This window comes from Bifidobacterium ramosum, assembly GCF_009299505.1.
GTDB lineage: Bacteria > Actinomycetota > Actinomycetes > Actinomycetales > Bifidobacteriaceae > Bifidobacterium > Bifidobacterium ramosum.
In genome coordinates, this window is the sequence record NZ_WBSM01000001.1 from 577,494 (window position 1) to 595,472 (window position 17,979).

Annotated in this window: 16 protein-coding genes and 1 pseudogene; 6 read left to right on the forward strand and 11 right to left on the reverse strand. The window is 62.5% G+C overall.

Annotated elements, in window-relative coordinates:
- Positions 1 to 57: 57 nt before the first annotated feature.
- From DSM100688_RS12305 to DSM100688_RS11990, 6 genes and pseudogenes are all read right to left on the reverse strand, one after another.
- Positions 58 to 327 (reverse strand): annotated as a pseudogene (locus tag DSM100688_RS12305) (sigma factor); the annotation flags it as partial.
- A gap of 131 nt (positions 328 to 458) precedes the next feature.
- Complete coding sequence (locus tag DSM100688_RS02490) at positions 459 to 782, reverse strand: hypothetical protein (protein WP_152357558.1); 324 nt, start codon at positions 780 to 782, stop codon at positions 459 to 461.
- 191 nt (positions 783 to 973) lie between these two features.
- Positions 974 to 2,668, reverse strand: coding sequence for a glycosyltransferase family 39 protein (locus DSM100688_RS02495; RefSeq protein ID WP_152357559.1), 1,695 nt, complete (start codon positions 2,666 to 2,668; stop codon positions 974 to 976).
- Complete coding sequence (locus DSM100688_RS02500) at positions 2,665 to 3,849, reverse strand: glycosyltransferase family 2 protein (RefSeq protein ID WP_152357560.1); 1,185 nt, start codon at positions 3,847 to 3,849, stop codon at positions 2,665 to 2,667. Before DSM100688_RS02500 ends, DSM100688_RS02495 begins: the two co-directional genes overlap by 4 nt.
- Positions 3,850 to 3,977: 128 nt before the next feature.
- The gene (locus DSM100688_RS02505) at positions 3,978 to 4,472 is read right to left on the reverse strand and encodes a hypothetical protein (protein WP_239519281.1); all 495 of its coding nucleotides are present in this window, start codon (positions 4,470 to 4,472) and stop codon (positions 3,978 to 3,980) included.
- Positions 4,473 to 4,483: 11 nt separating this feature from the next.
- Positions 4,484 to 4,963, reverse strand: a complete 480-nt coding sequence (locus DSM100688_RS11990) for a hypothetical protein (protein ID WP_239519282.1) — start codon at positions 4,961 to 4,963, stop codon at positions 4,484 to 4,486.
- Between the two features lie 148 nt (positions 4,964 to 5,111).
- Between DSM100688_RS11990 and DSM100688_RS02515 the strand changes: the two genes are divergently transcribed.
- Both DSM100688_RS02515 and DSM100688_RS02520 read left to right on the forward strand, forming a co-directional pair.
- Positions 5,112 to 5,810 carry a response regulator gene (locus DSM100688_RS02515; protein WP_152357561.1) on the forward strand — a complete coding sequence of 233 codons (699 nt, stop codon included), beginning with the start codon at positions 5,112 to 5,114 and terminating at the stop codon, positions 5,808 to 5,810.
- A 59-nt stretch (positions 5,811 to 5,869) separates the two neighbouring features.
- A complete protein-coding gene (locus tag DSM100688_RS02520) occupies positions 5,870 to 6,991 on the forward strand; it encodes a histidine kinase (RefSeq protein ID WP_240811829.1) in 1,122 nt (373 codons plus the stop codon).
- Positions 6,992 to 7,019: 28 nt separating this feature from the next.
- On the opposite strand, the gene DSM100688_RS11735 is transcribed toward DSM100688_RS02520, so the two are convergent.
- The 5 genes from DSM100688_RS11735 to DSM100688_RS02540 all read right to left on the reverse strand — a co-directional run bounded on the left by DSM100688_RS11735 (position 7,020) and on the right by DSM100688_RS02540 (position 13,161).
- Positions 7,020 to 7,295: a hypothetical protein gene (locus DSM100688_RS11735; protein ID WP_163146746.1), complete on the reverse strand. Its 276-nt coding sequence runs from the start codon at positions 7,293 to 7,295 to the stop codon at positions 7,020 to 7,022.
- Between the two features lie 144 nt (positions 7,296 to 7,439).
- Entirely contained in the window at positions 7,440 to 8,096 is a 657-nt protein-coding gene (locus tag DSM100688_RS02525) for an ATP-binding cassette domain-containing protein (protein WP_152357562.1), read from the reverse strand.
- A gap of 3 nt (positions 8,097 to 8,099) precedes the next feature.
- Positions 8,100 to 10,196 (reverse strand): hypothetical protein, encoded by a 2,097-nt coding sequence (locus tag DSM100688_RS02530; RefSeq protein ID WP_152357563.1) that lies wholly within the window; start codon positions 10,194 to 10,196, stop codon positions 8,100 to 8,102.
- 13 nt (positions 10,197 to 10,209) lie between these two features.
- Positions 10,210 to 10,863, reverse strand: coding sequence for an ABC transporter ATP-binding protein (locus DSM100688_RS02535; RefSeq protein ID WP_152357564.1), 654 nt, complete (start codon positions 10,861 to 10,863; stop codon positions 10,210 to 10,212).
- Between the two features lie 93 nt (positions 10,864 to 10,956).
- Positions 10,957 to 13,161: a hypothetical protein gene (locus tag DSM100688_RS02540; protein WP_152357565.1), complete on the reverse strand. Its 2,205-nt coding sequence runs from the start codon at positions 13,159 to 13,161 to the stop codon at positions 10,957 to 10,959.
- A 234-nt stretch (positions 13,162 to 13,395) separates the two neighbouring features.
- On the opposite strand from DSM100688_RS02540, the gene DSM100688_RS02545 reads away from it, so the two are divergent.
- The 4 genes from DSM100688_RS02545 (at position 13,396) to DSM100688_RS02560 (ending at position 17,657) form a co-directional block, all read left to right on the forward strand.
- Positions 13,396 to 14,037, forward strand: a complete 642-nt coding sequence (locus DSM100688_RS02545; RefSeq protein WP_152357566.1) for a GNAT family N-acetyltransferase — start codon at positions 13,396 to 13,398, stop codon at positions 14,035 to 14,037.
- Between the two features lie 139 nt (positions 14,038 to 14,176).
- Complete coding sequence (locus tag DSM100688_RS02550; RefSeq protein ID WP_239519284.1) at positions 14,177 to 15,478, forward strand: Fic family protein; 1,302 nt, start codon at positions 14,177 to 14,179, stop codon at positions 15,476 to 15,478.
- Positions 15,479 to 15,693: 215 nt separating this feature from the next.
- Complete coding sequence (locus DSM100688_RS02555; protein ID WP_240811830.1) at positions 15,694 to 16,359, forward strand: response regulator transcription factor; 666 nt, start codon at positions 15,694 to 15,696, stop codon at positions 16,357 to 16,359.
- Positions 16,360 to 16,451: 92 nt separating this feature from the next.
- Positions 16,452 to 17,657 (forward strand): sensor histidine kinase, encoded by a 1,206-nt coding sequence (locus DSM100688_RS02560; RefSeq protein ID WP_152357568.1) that lies wholly within the window; start codon positions 16,452 to 16,454, stop codon positions 17,655 to 17,657.
- The last annotated feature ends 322 nt before the right edge of the window (positions 17,658 to 17,979 follow it).

The following is a 17,979-nucleotide window of genomic DNA, read 5'->3' on the forward strand; positions in this document are numbered from 1 at the left end:
GTCACGCGGTTCGGGCGCGTCATCCAACGCGGTCACGTCCGGGCGCCCGCGCCGCACACGCATGGTGATCTGCCGTTTCGCGATGCCCAGCAGCCATGACAGCACCTTCGCGTCACCGCGGAACGCCCTCGCCGACCGCCAGCAACCCAACCACACGTCGGCGCACACCTCCTCGGCCGTGCCCGCATCCGACACGCGCGCACGCACGAACGCCAGCACCGCCACCGCATACCGTCCATACAGGGACTCGAAGGCGCGCTCATCCCCGGAAGCGACCCGCGCGAGCAAATCCTCGTCGCGCGTCACCTCCCCACCGGGCGAAGTCATGTCATCCTGCGTATGCGGCTCCTTCCACGGCACATCCCGCAAACTCACTGAATACGTAGCAGGGAACACGCCAATGGTTCACGGTTCCACCACACCGTCCGCGCAAAATCAACGCCCGGCACAGCAAACAATCACCGCCGTATGGCCCTGATGCCATACCCAACCTGCGCAAGAAACAGCACCAGGAGAACACCCAGCGAAGCCGGCCGGTACATGACGTAGAAGTCCGTCATATCAGGCTGCGACGCCGGCGCTGCCATGACGTATACCAACGCGGCAAACAAAGCGCAGATCCAGGAGTCGACCAACGTCGCAGCCGTGACGAATCGCAGCCGGCGCCGGTCCAAAGACGTTTTGCGCAGACCATGAAGTAGCACCAAGACGCACACCGAAACCAATACGTAGAACAACAGCCCATACGTGGGCAGCATGTCGATAATCAGCAGATAACCCATAACGCCTCCCCGGATTAAGCAACGAACCGATACCGCCATTAGAGACGCTTTACCCCATCACCGGCAACGTCATGTCAAGCAACCGCATGACATCAAATCTCGGTTGGCAAGCTTACGGCCTCTTCGCCACCCACGTTCCCGTAGCACCCGGGAAAGGCACCCCATAGGATTCCTCATTCCGGAAGAGTCGATTATCGGCGGTAAGCGATGGCCGCGTTCGCGTCACGTTTGATGACGCCGGTTTGCGCCCACTGGTCGGATGCGGTGTCAAGAAACCTGTCGTAATTGCGGGTCGTCGTCCATGACAACAAGGTGAATCGAGCCGTATCGAGATCGTCGATGGTTCTCAGTTGCGCGGTCGAATCGTGCAGCGGCGCGTATCCACCTCGTACGGGAACGTCGTCGGCGTCGAGGAAGTAGTAGTACGGGCAGTCGCGGTAGTACCAGTATGCGTCAATGTACGTGTACTCGTCCTGCGCGACGACCGGCCGCTCGGCCGAGCAGACAACATGTTGACTCAACGCGGCCGATCCGGGCGTATCGTTGCGGTCGAAACTATGGTTGCCGCGCACACCGTACACAATCGTCCCGGCGGCCAGCATCGCAAGGACCACAACGTAGACGAGCGCCGTGCGACGGCCGCGCAATCGATACGCGATGACGCACGCCAGCGTGAGCGTGGCGTAGAAAAACGGTGCGATCACACTCAGATAGCGTACGGAGAACATGCCGTATCCGCCGCTGGACAGCTCCTTGACGGCGGACCAGATCATCAGGAGCGTCGTCGGCACGGCGAACAGCATGACGATCAGCCATGCAGCTTCGGCGGATTGTCGCGAGGCCAGTGTGCCGACTGACTGTTGCTGTGCAGGCAGCCATACTGCGACGAATATGCCGACGATCAGCGTCATCGTGGCCGCGACCAGCAGCGAGACGATCGACGGCAGTTCCTTTTCCGTCATGCCGAGCAGCATGATGTCAAATGCGTTCGCCACGCCGGACATGTTCGTGCGCCGACGAACCGGAGGCAGAACGGAGCTCCCGCCGAGCTGGCCCAGCAACGCCGGCATCCACGGCAGGAACAGAGTGACCGACGCGATATAGGCGAATAACCATCGCCACGCGGACAGACTCCGCATACGCCACGATCGGGCGGCGAGCCAGATCGCATGCGTCAACCATACGAACGCGGTCAGATACAACGTCAGCATGCCGAGCGTGACGGTCACGGCGTACGCGGCCCACCATGCGGTGCGGCAATATCCGTCTTTGGGGTGAAGGCCGTCCTGCTGATTATCGCGCCCATCGGTCATGTCTCGCTTGAGGCAGCCACGCGGTTCGATCACACCGGCCGCGCGCAGCAGCATCGCCGTACCGCCCACGGCCAATAGCATCGCCGGCGAATACATACGCAACTCGTAGCCGTAGCGCAACATGAAACCACCGCACATGAGCATCGGCATGCACGCCGCTGCGGCGCGGTCGCCAAACAAATCGCGCATCAGCATGACCAGCACGAACACGGCAAGGCCGAGACACACGCAGTTCGGTATCCGCATCAGCGCAACGTCGCCGCCGGCGATGGGCATCCATGCCTTGAGCAGCAGATAGTACAGCGGCGGATGCGCGTCGACAGCGGTGAGCGCGATCAGCTCCCGTACGGGTCGGCTCGCCAGGATCAACGAATACTGTTCGTCGAACCACAACGACTGGCCGCAGCCCATCAGCCAGCTCAACACGGTCGTCGCCAGAGCGCAGCAGACGGCCAACACGGGAACGGGAACCAAGTGACGGATAGCAACGGCGGGACCGACACCAGCATCACCATCGCGTCCGCCGGCGTGTTCGACGTATGGACCGGCGGTCTTGCGGTTCGTCGTGATCATGACAGCATCTCCCTGTCATGTGCCGGATGGTCGAAACGGGTATTGCCGGCATCACGAACGTTGATGTTGCCGTCGCGCACGATGTAGTTCGGCCGGCGCTTGGACTCCAGATACGTGTTCGCCAGGTACCGTCCGATGATGCCCAGGCACATCAGCTGCAGTCCGCCGATGAACGTGATGATGCACGCGAGCGATGGCCAACCGGCCACCGGGTCGCCGAACATGGCCGCGCGCACCGCGATGAAACAGGTCGCGCCGAACGCGACCACGCACAGCAACAACCCGATATACGAGGCGACGGCCAACGGCACCGTGGAGCATGAGATCAGCCCCTCGATTGCGTAGCGGACCAACGCGAAGAAATTCCAGCTGGACCTGCCCGCGGCTCGGCGCGTGTTCGGATAGTCGATCCATGCCGTATGGAATCCCACCCATGCGTACAGTCCCTTGGAGAACCGGTTGCGTTCGGTCAGCGACGTCAGCGCGTCGACGACCCGGCGTCGCATCATACGGAAATCACGCGCACCGTCGGGCACGACGACCGGTGACATGGCGTTCATCAGCCGATAGAACATGTGCGCGCACATGGAACGGATCGGCGGTTCGCCCGCGCGCGTGATGCGCCGCGTCGCCACGCAGTCCAATGCCGAATCATCCGTCAGCATCGCGAACATGCGCGGCAGCAGCGACGGCGGATCCTGCAGATCCGCGTCCATCACCGCCACGACATCGCCTTGCGCGGCATCGAGTCCGGCGAGCAGCGCGCCTTCCTTGCCGAAGTTGCGGGATAGCGAAAGCCAGCGGATTGCGAAGGGCAGAGTTTCTTGGCTGGGCGCGTGGATATCGCTGGTACGGGCTGACGCCGCCGGGTCGCGGCAGGACAGTTGCCCATCCGCGGCCTGCCGCAGCAACGCTGCCGTTCCATCTGTGGAACCATCGTCGACGAGTACCACTTCGGCCGTCGTGCCGGGATACGCCGCCATGATCTCACGGACGGCTTGCGCGGCGGATGACAGAAACATCGGCAGGCAAGCCTCCTCGTTATGGCAGGGCACGACGAGGGACAACGTGACTTGCCTGTCAGGACGCGCGCCGCCCGCGGAATCCACTATATTGCGGGATTCGCGTTCCGCAGAAGCATGCACGGTACGACACTGCTGCGGATGCTGCTGATTGACCATGATACTGCCTTCTTCCCCCGCGGCTGGCACCGCCTTGCGCCTGCCATGCGACCCGCGTCCGATATGATTCCAGTGTGCGTTCACCGAATCGCGGAACATGCCTGTATCGCCCCTGATTCAGCCCTTAATCATCGTTCAGGGTAGAGGGGGGGACGACGCAGGGATACTCCGACGTTGGCTTTCGCGCCTTCTCCGTGAGCTGCCGTGGTTCGACCGGAGCGATGTGCATCGTCATGCCGGCAAAACGGTTCACATTGGTGAGCATGATCGGATCCATTGCCGGTATTATGCCGATTACGGGATGTTTGCACGATCGCGGCGCCGAACACGGACTGCACGCAGAACAGTCCTGTGAGGAACACGAACGCGGCGGGACGATATGTGCGGTAGAAATCAACCATGTCCGGTTGTGCGTATGGCATCGCGATGGTGTACACGCAGCCGGCGAGCAGAGCGACGGATAGCGAGCCGATCAGCAGTGCGATGACGGCGAAACGCAGTCGCCGTCGATTCCCGCACGCATGTGCAAGCCCTCGGAACGCCAGCGTGACGCAAACGCTGACCAGCAGGTAGCACACCAGTCCGTACGTGGGGAGCATGTCGATGATGAGCAGATCCTTCATGGAAGATCCTTTCAGATCAGGCATTCGAAGAAATGCCATTCCGAGGAATCAGCATCACGGATGATGATCAGTGTACCGTTCTCGTTGCTTATCTCCCTATGAGGCTGATCGTACAGACCATCAAGTTGTGTTCCCAAATCCAACTGCAGAGTCGTATTCGTTTCCTTGACCATACGTGTGCTCTCCCGGGACAATCGACCACTGGAGTACTCCCTGCCGTCCAGAATGGTGCCATTAGCTTTTCCCGGGTCGGCAGTGATCTTCACGTACCTGTACCCGTCTCCGTGGAAACTCTCCTCTTCCTTACTGACGATTGCCCTCGCATCCTTGGGGAATGATATCGAGAACCTCTGAGACAGATTCGAAACCGGCCTATAGCTTTGGTATCGCGCCCATCCGAACCATAATCCCGCCACCACCAGTGCCGTGATGACCGCAATAGCGATGGTCGTTCCGACACGGCCATCATCTTTCCATACGCGGTTTCCCATCTGCGGCCTCCTAGCCTTCGTCGCGCACCAACAGATCTCATTGAATCCACGCACGCTCCGCAAGCGCAACGTCATGTCAAGCGATCGCATGACAGCAATGCCGTTTCATGCCGGGAAACCAATGGCTGTCGGCGGTACAGTGGGCTTTATGGGACTTGGGAACGAGCCGGACGCGGCGGGCGTGATCCGTATCGGTGTGTTGGATAACGATCCGTTCGCGTTGGATGCGATGTGCGCGATGATCACGGCCATGTCCCGGGGTTTCCGTGTCGTGTGGAGCACGGGGTCGCCGGCGGTGGCGATCGAGCACTGCCACAACGCGCATACGCGGCCGGACGTGCTCGTGCTGGACATGGCATTGGGCGGCATCACGGGCGCGGACGTGTGCCGGCGCATCCGCCGCAGGACGAGCGAGGTGGGCGTCATCTGCGTCACCTCGTATTCGACGGACGTCTACCGGGATGAGGCGATCAAAGCAGGCGCGCAGGGACTGCTCGCCAAGGAGCAGCTCAAAGCCGACATCGCCGACGCGGTGCGGCGGGCGGCTGCCGGCATGCCGACCGTTGCGCAGACCGAGGCGGGATTCCGTGACGCGGCTTCGGCGCATGCGTTGCTGTCCGGTACGTTGCCGGCGAGGATGTCTGAGGATATGAAGGACTCGTTGTCCTCGCGAGAGAAGGACATCCTGCGCCTGTACGCGCAACGCTTGACCACCGATGAGATCGCGGTCCGGTTGGGCATTACCAAGGGCAGTGTGTTCACGTACGTGCACCGGGCGGCCGGCAAGCTTGGCGTGACCAGCCGCAGGGAGGTGCTGGAGGCATGCGCCAGATACGATCTGCTGTAAACCGATTTATCGGCCGAGCCGGTCCGGGCAACGATCATCCGGTCATCGCCGTAACCTGCGTGCTGCTGGCTGCGGCCCTCATCGCGGAATACATGGCCCGGGCCACGGCGGATGCCTCCTCAACGGTGAGCGTGCAGCAGCATCTTGTCTTGGTCTTGGCGATACTCGTCGGTCTGATCGGCGGCATGTTCCGCCCGCGATGGTTCCTCTGGGCGGCGCTCGTGGCCGGCGAAATATTGCTGGTGGAGACACTCATGATTACTCCACTAGTCATCAGTATTGTCTGTACAGGATTCCTCGCCTATCTCAATACATGGTCTGGCGCAATCGCCACCGGACTGCTGCTCATGTTATTGTTCGCTCCCGCCGCGCCATCTAGCAGCGGCCGTCTGATGGTGGCTACGCTGCAGCGCATCACGCTCTATTGCTTCCCGTTGCTGACGGGACTATTGCTGCACATGATGCGACAACGCGACCATGACTCGTATCTGCTGCGCCGCCAGCAGGAACGTGAGGACATGGCCCGCAACCTGCACGACACCATCAGCAACGACCTCGCCTACCTCATCCTGCGCATCGACCACGCCGAGACCAACGGCATGCCCAACAGCGAGCATGAATACCGGCAGCAGCTCCGGGAGCTACGCGACGCGGCCGATCGCGCCATGACCCACACGCACGCGGTCATCGACTCACTGGAGACACGGCCGGCACGGCAGCCGCAGCCGGAACCGTCGGAAGCACAAGACAGAACACCCACACCGATTCCGGACAACCACTCCGTTACCGTGCAGCAAGGGGAACTGCAATCCCTGATCGACGACAAGGAGGCGAGACTCGAATCGCTTGGTTTCGCCGGAGACAGCCTGCTCGGCGAACTCCGCCGTCCGCTCCCGCCCGACAGGATGCGACTGATCACGGGCCTGCTGGCCGAACTGTACGCGAACATCGCCAAGCACGCCGATCCGGCCGAATGGTACGCCGTCTCCATCAGCGTCGATATGAACGACGATGTTCACATCTCCGTCAGCGACACCATCGCCGAGCATGACGGGAAGCTTGGATTGGGCAGCGGCCTCGACCGTTACCGCACCATCATCGAAACTGCCGGCGGCAGCTTCGCCATCCGCACGGAACAGCGACACTGGCAACTGGACGTCTGCATCCCAAGCAGGCCATGACAACCATCGGCAGATTCTGCAGCTCGGGTTACAGAAGCACAATCACCAGGGCGATGGCCGTCAAACCCGCCGCTACGCCAACTCCTACAGCAAGGAAGGAGCTTGATTTCGCATCGCCTTTCAAAGCCGCAAGCAGGGCCGCGAGCAGCAGCAACACTCCGACGGCTCGACAAAGCAGACTCAGGACGTTTCCCGGGATCGCGAACGCGAGAGCCTGCAATGCTACGGATACGCACACCAGAATCACGACCAGCCGTCTGGTGCCACCGTTTTGTACCGACGTGTTATGAGTGGTCTTTTCCATTGCGATCACTTCCCTTCCTCGGGACTCGGTTTCATCGCTATATCCATTCAATCCGGGAACGGCCGACGGGACAACATCATGTCAAGCAATCGCATGACAGGTCTCGAACGTTACCGCATCATCATCGAAACCGCCGGCGGCACGTCATAGTTGGATGGTGTCGTCGCAGGCGTTGGAGACCTGGTCGGAGTGGGTGGCGATGATGACGACGCCGCCGTTTTCGGCCATGTCGCGCAGGGTGCGGATGACCATGTCGGCGTTGTCGTGGTCGAGGGCGCCGGTGGGTTCGTCGGCGAGGATGACGCCGGGCCGTTTGACGATGAGTCGCGCCAACGCGACGCGTTGCTGTTCGCCGCCGGAGAGCTGATAGACGGGGTCGTGTTCACGGCCCTTGAGCCCGACGCGGTCCAATGCCCGGCTGATTCGGTCTCGCCTGTCCTGCCTGTTGGCTGTGCCGTGCATTGCCACGTCGAGGTTCTGTTCGATGTCGGCGTTGTCGATCAGCGCGTAGTCCTGGAACAGGTAGCCCAGGGTGCGTTTGCGGAACAGTCTGGCATGGCGCGGGTTCATGGCCGTCAGGTCGTCCGGCCCGCATTCCAGGGTTCCGGCGGTGGCGTGGTCGAGCAGACCGATGATGTTCAGCAACGTCGATTTGCCCGAGCCGGACGGTCCGGTCAATGCGATCATCTGTCCCGGTTCGATGCGGAACGTGAGGTCGTGCCACAGGGTTCGTTTCCCGAAGGTCTTCCCGAGTCCGGTCGCGATGACGGGCGCGCCGGGCAGGCAGTGGTGGTCGTGCATGGTTCATTCCTCTCTGGAGTGGTTGGCGGCGAGGATACGCTCGTAGCGTGCGGTCGCCAGCAGGTAGACGAGCATGTTCACGATGGTGACGGCGGCGATGAACGCGGGCTGCCATCCGCCCAGCAGGTAGATGTCGGCGACGTTCCGGGAGCCCGTAGGGGTTCCGGCGCGCAGTCCGCTTTGGATGATCTGGTAGGTCGAGAAAAGGATCGGGGCGAGGGCCAGTATGGTTTCCGCGGTGATCGCGAGCCGGTGGGTGGCAGGGAAGCTCCAGCCGTGCACGTAGCGGGCGAAGATGCGTTGGGCGCCGCCGCGTACATGCGTCTGGGCGGCGGCGATGGCCGAGGCGATGAGGATGGCGATGGCGACGAGCACGTTCATCAGGTGGATGCGCAGGTTCGCCTGAAGCTTCGCGAAGTCCGCGGCCGCCTTCGCGCTGACGCTGCTCACGGCGTAGACGAACGGCTGCAGTCCGGCCTCGCGCAGCGAGACGAGCGCCTGGTCCGGGTCAGTGAGCATGGCGTTGCCCGCGGAGGCGTAGGCCGTGTAGTCGTCGGGAGAGAATATTCCGGTGTCGGAATCCACGCCGACGAGCACCGCGTCATGGAACAGGGTCTTCTGGTTCGGCATGTTCTGCTGCCCGTAGCCGAACAGGGACTGGCCGGACTTCCCTGTTAGCACGGTGATCCGGGGCGTCGCGACGCCATGCATCCGGCCCTGCGAGCCGATGAACGCCCGTACGACGTTCTCGATCCGCTCGCGTTGGTCCTGTTTCGAGGCGGGTATCACCACCAGCACCCCCTGGTTGGGCACTCGTGTGATCCGCCGGCCCGAGGCGTCTTGCACCGTCTGCGCGTGCAGATAGTTCGAGTTCACCACCAGCACGTTCCCGGACAGGGAAGCCGCGCCGTCCGCGGGCGAGCCCGTCTGGTTCGCAACGGCGGAAAACTGCTCCAGCGTATATCCCTCCTCGGCAAGGATCATCCTGCCTTGTCGTTCCTGCGAGATCAGCCATCGGCCCGTCGCGGCCGCATACCGGTCCTGCTCATCGGAGGAGAGCCGGGGGTTGAGCCTGATGGCGCTGGCTTGGCCCGCCGTGGCCCATGCCCGTTGGGCTTCGGCCTGGTCCAGGGCCTGGCCCACGGCCATCCCCGCGTAGATGACCGCCCAGACGGCCAGGATCACGGCGGGCACGCGCACGCAGTAGATCAGCCCTGACGCCAGACGCGCCGACAAGCGTCCCTTGAGCGATGCCAGCAGCGGCGAACGGGACGCCACCATAAACCCGATGAGATACGCCACGACGATCACCATGAGGAACACGGCGAACACGCCGGCCGCCAGCGCCAATGCCGCGCCCATATGCGACGCATGGTTGTACAGGGCCAGGAATCCCGTGAACCCCAGCAGCACGACCAGGATCGCGGCCAGGGCCTGGCGGATGTTGGCGCGGACGTCACGCGCGATGACGCTCCAGCCGGAGTTGCCCTGCAGACGCTGCACGGCATACCCCTTGACGTTCATCAACGCGAACATGCCCGCCAGCATCGCGCACAGCAGGACCGTCACCGCAAAGCCCACCCCCAGCGGCTGATTGCCCAGCCACTGCGCGTACGAAGCCGTGTAGTCAGTCTTGACATCCACCTCATACCCGTCGGCATGAAACCGCTCGGCGAACGCCCGGGTCGCGGCCGTGTCACCGTACACGTAGTAGCTACCGCGCGGGTCCTGCCCCGAAAGCCGGGAGAACGACGATACCGTCGTCGTCATCGAACGGGTGAACCCCGGATACCCGTCGGCCAGCCAACGGGCCGGCTCCCCCGACCTGTCCCCGACAGCCACATACACGGACCTCGCGCCGCCCGGATCCTTGATATCCTCCACCAGCTTGACGATGCCGGCGCCCGTGTCACCGGCCGTCCGTTCGATCCCCACGATGGTCGACGAACTGGGCACGGACGGCGTCGCCCCCGACACCTGCACCGTGCCCCGCACGCCCAACGGCGCCACGGCATCCAACCCGCTGAGCATCACGAACGAACCGACAACGGCGACCAGCACCGCCACCAACACCGCAAGCCGAATGGTCCTGCCTCGCATCACACCCTCCCTGTCATGCCGCGCGGCCCAGTTCCAGCACCCGATCGCATTGCCGCGCGATGCCGGTGTCATGGGTCACGACGATCAGCGTCTTGCCGTATTCGTGCTGCAGGGCGAGCATCTCGTCGAAGACGTGCTGGGCGAGCGTGTGGTCGAGCGCGCCGGTCGGCTCGTCGGCGAGGAGCACGTCGCCGGGTTTGAGGATGCACCGGGCGAGGGCGACGCGCTGCTGTTCGCCACCGGACAGGGTCGCGACCTTGTCGTCGATGACGTTGCCGAGGCCGAGCCGCGTGAGCATGGCCTTGGCCTTGCGCTGCTTGACCTGTTTGTTGCCGGGCATGAACTTCATGCCGAGCATGACGTTGCCGAGCGCGCTCAGATCGTTGATGAGCGCATACGACTGGAACAGGTAGTTGATCGTGGTGCGGCGCAACATGGTCGCCTTGCCGCTGTTGATGTCCGGCAGGCGTTGCCCGTCGAGCGTGATCGTGCCGCCGGTGGGCGAGTCCAATAGTCCGATGATGTTGAGCAGGGTCGATTTGCCCGACCCGGACGGTCCGATGATGGCCAGGCTGCCGCCGGTCGGCACGGTGAAGGACAAATGCTGCAGGATGGTGCGGCTGCCGTAGGTCTTGCACAGATCGTTGACGATGATGCTCGTGGACATGGGATGCTCCTTGTATGAACGCTGGTTGGAAAACAATGACTGAGTAACGATTGGCCGGAACGGTGCCGGGATGTCGGTATGCGAGGCGGTGGCTCATTCCGTTTTGATCATGGTCTGCAGTTGGCTCGTGGCGAGCGTCCGCGACTGGACCGTCATGAGGATCAGCTGGAACAGCATGGTCGCCCCGGCCGCGATGATGCCCGCCTTCGAGCCCAGCAGCAGCGCGGCGAGCAGCGCGACAGCCGATACGGTGACGATGAGCGTGAAGGCCGGCGCGAAGATGCGCCGCAGCGGGTAGCCGAGGAGTCGTTTGACGGCGATGGTCTCCCGGTAGGTCATGGCGTAGATGCGGCATAGTGTGGCGACGCCGATGAGTTGGAAGATCATAGCGGTGATGGCGAGGCCGCCGAACAGTTGCAGGAATTCGGTGAGGTTTTTACGCATGCCGGCGATGAAGTCGGCGGTCGTGCGGAAGACCGGGTTGTTGTCTTCGAGCTGGTATTTGGCGAGGTAGTCCGGTGTCGTGTACCGTTGGGCGGCGGACTCGTCGAGTTTGATGTAGCTGTTCGTCAGGCCGACCGCGCCGAGGCTTTCCGTCTCGAACGGCGTCATGTTCGCGCTGGTGGCCAGCAGGATCACCGGATCGGTGACGTTGGAGGGCAGGTCGGGGTCGTCGCTCCAGGTGAACAGTGGCGTGGACGGATGGTAGGCGGCGAAGCCGACCGTGCCCGTGTCCATGAACGTGGTGTGGACGCTGCTTTCCCAAGTCTTGTATGTCATGCTGGTTTCGGTCAGGTAGCCGCGCATGCGCTCCTGTTCGTCCCGTGGCATGGTGTCGGGGATCAGGTAGACGCGTTCGCCCGCCTCGGCCCGCGCCGTCGCGTCCGGGTCGACGGCGAACCCCTGCGCGGCGAGGTAGCTCGGGGACATGGCGAAGTACCAGAACGCCTGTTCGGGAACCTGCTGGTAGAGGTGCCGCCAGGACGCGACGAGATCGCGGCTGAAGTATCGGGTGTTGGCGAGGTACACGCCGTCGTCGTGTTCGATCGACGCGTACCAGTCGTAGATCTCCTTCGCATGGTCGCCGGACAGGCCCGACGTCGACGTGTGGTTCGTGCCGCGCGAGTCCTTGTACAGGATGCGCATCGACCGGTACCGGCTCCATTGCGCGCTCACCTGCGTCAGGTTACGAATGCCGTCCATCGGCGCGTCCAACGCGTGCGCTCCGGCGACCAGTCCGGCCGACGCGAGCACGTATACGATCGCGATCACTGCCAGCATCGCCCGTTTCGACACGCGGTTGCGTATCGCCGCCACCGGCCGCACGGACAGCAACGCCAGCAGGCCGCAGCCCAACGCCAGCAGCACGATCACGGCCGTGGCCAGGCTCGGCGCCAGCACGGCCAATACCAGTTGCGGGGTGACCGGGAATCCGGTCAACCCCCAGCCCATGACAAGGACGGGAATCGGGATCACCGCCGGCAGGAACAGCAGGAACGGACGGTACAATGCGGCCGCGTACCCCGTCCGCGACCATCCGAGCAGCATGTACACGCCCAGTCGCGAGAACTCCTGGAACGTGCCCAACACCACGATCAGTGTCAGCGCCAGCGACGCCACGGCGATCAACGCCAGCGTGACCAACGTCATGAAACTGTCCGTGACCGACGAACCGGACGAGGCCGATGTCAACTGGTCGCCGGGAATGCCGCTCGCCTCGCTCACCCGGGACACGAGATCCCGGAACCGGCCGTCATCCAACCCGACGATGCGGTAATCGCCGTTGACGGTGCCGGACCGGCGCACCAGCGTGTCCAACCGCTCCACCACCAGCCGTACGCCAGAATGCGTGCCGGGCAGGTCGGCGATCATATCCGGACGCACCTGATCCAAACCCAAGGTCGCGTTCTCGTTCGCCGCCTCCATCAACCGGGAAAGATTATGCTCGTCCAACACCGACGCGCCGAGATACCGCAACCGCATCGCCGAAGCATGCGCCGTCACGTCACCATACACGCCCAACCGGTACCCGCCCGCGGAACCATCCACCGGCGACGTCAGCAAATCAGAACGCACGACCACGCCACCATCAGCGCCGACCGTGTCCAGCAAAGCGTCCAAGGTCCGATCGGACCGGTCCTGCGGCACATCGGACAACGACAACAGGCGGCCCTGCTTCGGATACTCGCGCATCGCCGTGAAATACCCGTCACCCAGCACGAACACCGCCATCAAACCGGACAACGAAACCAACACCACCGTCAACACACAGACGGCAACCTCCAACAGCCTGTTCATGCCGTTCCCCTTCCCGCCGCAACCTCGCGGCGAACGCTATGACTCCATACTCCCCCGGCCCGCCAGGGCTCTCCATCGGGCAAAGGAATGAACGCGCGTATCATCCGCAAGAACGATGCATCCGACTCTCACGACTCCCCACATGCGGAAAACGGAGTCATTCCACGTTCGACGACCACCCTGCGATAGCGTTGGCGATAAGCATCCGCACACACTGATCAACCGGGAGGCCCAATGAGCGAGATCATTAAGACCGAACGCCTGCTGCTGCGCCCGTGGAAGACCGACGATCACGCCGAGGCTGATTCCCTGTTCCAGTACGCTTCGGACCCGCAGGTCGGACTGTTGTGTGGCTGGCCGCCGCACAGGAACGTTGAGGAGAGCACGCGTGTCATTCGCGACGTGTTCTCGGTCCAACATAACTGGGCCGTCACCGTTCGGGATACCGCGGCGGCGGGCGTCGGTGTTGACGAACCCGTCGGATGCATCGAGTTGAAGCCTCTCCGTCACATCGGCAACATCGGCGACAGCGACGATTCAGACTCCACACTCGACGAACGCTACCTCCGATATGTCGGCGGCAACGCACTGGAACTCGGCTATTGGATCGGCCGCCCGTTCTGGGGCAAAGGATACATGCCCGAAGCGCTGCATGTCGTGCTCGACTACGCGTTCGGCACGCTGCATGTGGACGCCGTGTGGGGCGCCCACTACACGGACAACATGCAGTCCGGCCGCGTGATGGAGAAATGCGGCATGCAGGTCGCCGGCGAATCGAAGCACAACCATTTCCCGCTGATCAACGAATACCACGATGAGACCCTTCGCATCATCACCGCCGACGATTGGTCGGCGAGGCGCGAACCCATCCGTTAGGTCCGTTACGCTCATGGCAGGCCCCCACCAAGGCCCCGGTCATCCCGTGGATAAGTGTCGACACGACCCCTATCCACTGATAGATGCCACAATATAACCTATCTATAGGTCGATATTGTCAAAAACAACCTATAGAGACATGGTTGCGGACTGCGTAACGGTCACCCAACCGGAAAGCGGCATATACGAAATGGACTACAGGAGCGTCAGGCAGACCGCGCATATGAGCCGGTCCACGAAGAAGCTAGAGGAAATCGCCGATGAAGAATACTCACATCGCCTTGATGGATGGAGCACATTCCGTTCCGGCATCGTTCTGCGGGGGTACGAGGTTTTCGTCGTCAACTTCCGCGAACTCACCACATGCGCCGATGCGATTCGCGAACAGGACAACAACGTCACCGCCTTGTGGAATTCATTGCCGACGCTCGCACGCCGCGCATATCTGTATGACCTTATCGGCGAAGAGATGAAAAGCACCAATGACATCGAGGGTGTGCGATCCACGCGCAAGGAGATTGGCTTGGCATTGGAAGCCGCGACCAAGCATGGCAGTCACGCCCGGTTCAGTGAGTTCGCCCGCCTGTTTCTCGCGCTCAGCGACGACGATCCCGCACGCCACTCGTTGCCGGAAACGCTCGAGGACATCCGCGGCATCTACGACAAGGTCGTCGCCGGGGAACTCGACGCCGGAGACGAGCCGGACGGCGACCTGTTCCGCAACGGTCCCGTGTACATCGACGAACCCGCGACCGGGCGACGTATCCACACCGGCATCACCCCGGAATCCGAGATCAAAGTAGCGCTCACGCAGTGGCTGGCACTCACCCGCAACCGGGACGTGCCGCCGCTGATCCGCGCCTCCATGTGCCACTTCGCATTCGAGTACATCCACCCGTTCTACGACGGCAACGGTCGCACCGGCCGTTTCCTGTTCGCCCTCCAGCTTCGCCAGCATTTGAGCGCACCCACCGTCATGAGTCTCAGTCCTGTCATTTCCGAAGACAAAGACCGATACTATAAGGCGTTTGAAGATGCGCAGCATCCGTTGAACCGTCGAGACGCCAGCCTGTTTACCTATCGGATGATGCAATTCATCGCAAAAGCGCAGAATCGTCTCATCGACGAGCTGTCGACCAGACGATCCATGCTTATGCGGTCTCTCGCAGAACTTGACCGACTGCGTTCGGCAAGGGACTGGGACGACGATGCGGCGAACATCGTGGCCATGCTCATCCAAGAGGAATTGTTCGGGGTCGCTTCCCACAGCATCACCAGACCGTGGCTGCGCGAATCGACGGGATTGGGACGAGACAGAACCAATCATGCACTGGATGCCCTCACCGAAGACGGGACCCTCATCGCCACGGGGCAACGGCCTGTGCGCTATGAGCTGTCGGATGCCATACGCACTGCGATTATAGGGGCAGACCGGAAGTGACGTTCCGCGCGGATGATGCGATAGAACAGCCGTTACGGTCGCGATGCGTTGCTCACCGGCGTTTCTTGGCATGAACTTCGGCAACGATCCGGCGCGCGGTCTGATTTGCCCCGCGGCCGGCGCTTGCGGACGCCGCTGACGATATGATGTCCGGTGACCGGATTGTTTCGAGGTGGTGGCATATGTATGACAGGAAACGGTTCCGCCTTGCGGTGGTGGACAACGACCCGTTGACGGTGACGATGCTGACGTTGCTGATACGCCGCAATCTCCCCGAGGTCGACGTGACGTGGGCGTGCCGGCGTGGCCGGGATGCGGTCGCCCGTTGCCTGTCGGCCGATTCCCGTCCGGATGTGCTGCTGGTGGACATGTCGTTGGAAGGCATGAGCGGCGTCGAGGTGTGCCGACGAATTCGCGCGGCGACGGCCGATGTCGTGTTGATCGGTGTCACGTCGTTCTCGTTGGAGCATTACGCAGCCGATGCGCTGGCCGCCGGCGCACAGTGCGTGATGGACAAGGCGCGGGTGGCGGATATCTGCGATGCAGCGGTCGCGCTGGTCAACGGGCGCGCGCTGCGCACCCAGTACGTGTCGGAGCTGACCGCCGTCCAATCGCATGCGTTGCTCGCGAAGCACGACGAGACCGACGCCGATGACGATGCCGCAGCGCGCCTGGCGGCCGCCGCGGCTGTCGCGTCGTTGACAGATCGTGAGCGCGAGGTCATGCGATTGTGCGCGCAGGGGCGCAGTTCGCGTGAGATCGGCGAGTTGCTTGGCGTCGGCGAGTCGTCGGTGAAGACGTATGTGATGCGTGCGGCGAGGAAACTGGGCGCGAGGAATCGGACGCAGGCGGTGGCCGAATGGCTGATGTTGCAGGACTGATCAAACGGGTGGGTGAGCGTGTCCGTGCGGCCGGTGTGGGGCCGGTTATGTGGTGTGTCGTGTTGTTGTCCGCCGGGCTGACGGTGCTGGAGATGTTCGAGTATCCAGCGCAGCTCGTCGCGACCACGGTGCTGACGGTCGTGCACGTCCTGTGTCTGCTGGTGTTGCCGTTCTATCCGTTGCCGTTGAGCGTGGCGGTCGCCGTCACGTATGTGGCGTGCGCGTTCCTGCCGGATATGAGCGGGGCGAGCCTGTTCTATGGGATGTGGGTCGCGTTGGCGGCGGTCGGCCGGTACGGACGGTCGCGATGGTGGTGGCTGTTGCCGCCGTTGATCGCCGCGGTGCGATGGATGGTCGCAGCGCGCGCCGGCGTCCCGTTCGGCGATTACGCGACGCTGCTGCTGTCGTTCTTCGTCGTGTACATGTTCGGCCGTGCGATGTCGTGGAGAGCCACGGCCATACAGGCGGAACGGGACCGGTTGCGCTACGAGCGGGAACGTGACCGTCTGGAGGCCATGCGCCGCGACGCGCGGGCGGCGAGCCGGATTCACGACGCGGTGACGAGCGATCTCGCGTACATGGCCATGCGCCTGGACTACGAACGCTCACGCGAAACAAACGACGAACAACATGCTGCGTTGTTCGACGACCTGTACCAACGCACGATTGACACGCTCGTCGAAGTGCGCACGGTCATCAACATGCTCGACCGAAACGATGACGGCACTGATACCGGAAAGCAACATGATTCCATCGGGAAAGGTGGCAACGGCGCCTCTCCACGAAGCACCATTGACGACGGTGACACTGAACGCACCGACGACGATACCGAAATCGGAAGCTCGGCCGCGATGCCTTCGTCTTACGCCATGTTCCCCGATCGCGTCCGTGACGTATTGGGACACGGCGACCGGTATCTCGCGCAGCTCGGCTTCACCGGAGACTCCACGATGATTGACAACCTGTCCAAACGCAAGCTGACGGATGCAGACGACGTCACTCGCGAACGTGAGTCCGCAGTGATCGACCTGCTGCGCGAGCTGTACACCAACATCGCCGTGCACGGCGACCCATCCGGTGAATACCGTGTGGTCGTGCGCCGCAGCCGCGACGGCCTGTCCGTCGATCAGGTCAACGACATCGCCGAGCACTCGCTCCTGCCCGACAAACCCCACTCCGGCAAAGGACTGCCCCTGCATCGAACGCGGTTCACAGCCCTCGGTGGTTCGATTAACACGTCCGCCGAAGACGGCACCTGGATATTGCACGCATCCCTGCCGACATCATCGGATAAGTGAAACGGTCAGAAAATAACGGTCATCCGTCATATGAAGGCCTCCAATGAGAGCGTCAATCCGGTTCCCTCCCCTGCCCGGGCGCAAGGATTTCGGGAAAACATCCCTATGCTCCCGAATTTCTTGCACTGAGCGATCCGCAGTGCAAGAAATTCGGGAAATCAGCCCAGTCGTCCCGAATTCCTTGCACTGACCGATGCTCACCGCAAGGATTTCGGGACGATCGGCATCTTTCCCCGAATTTCTTGCGTCCGAAGGTGATGCGCGAGACAACTGCGGATTATTCATTTGACGTGACGTTGGCGTTAATCATATGGCCGTTCGT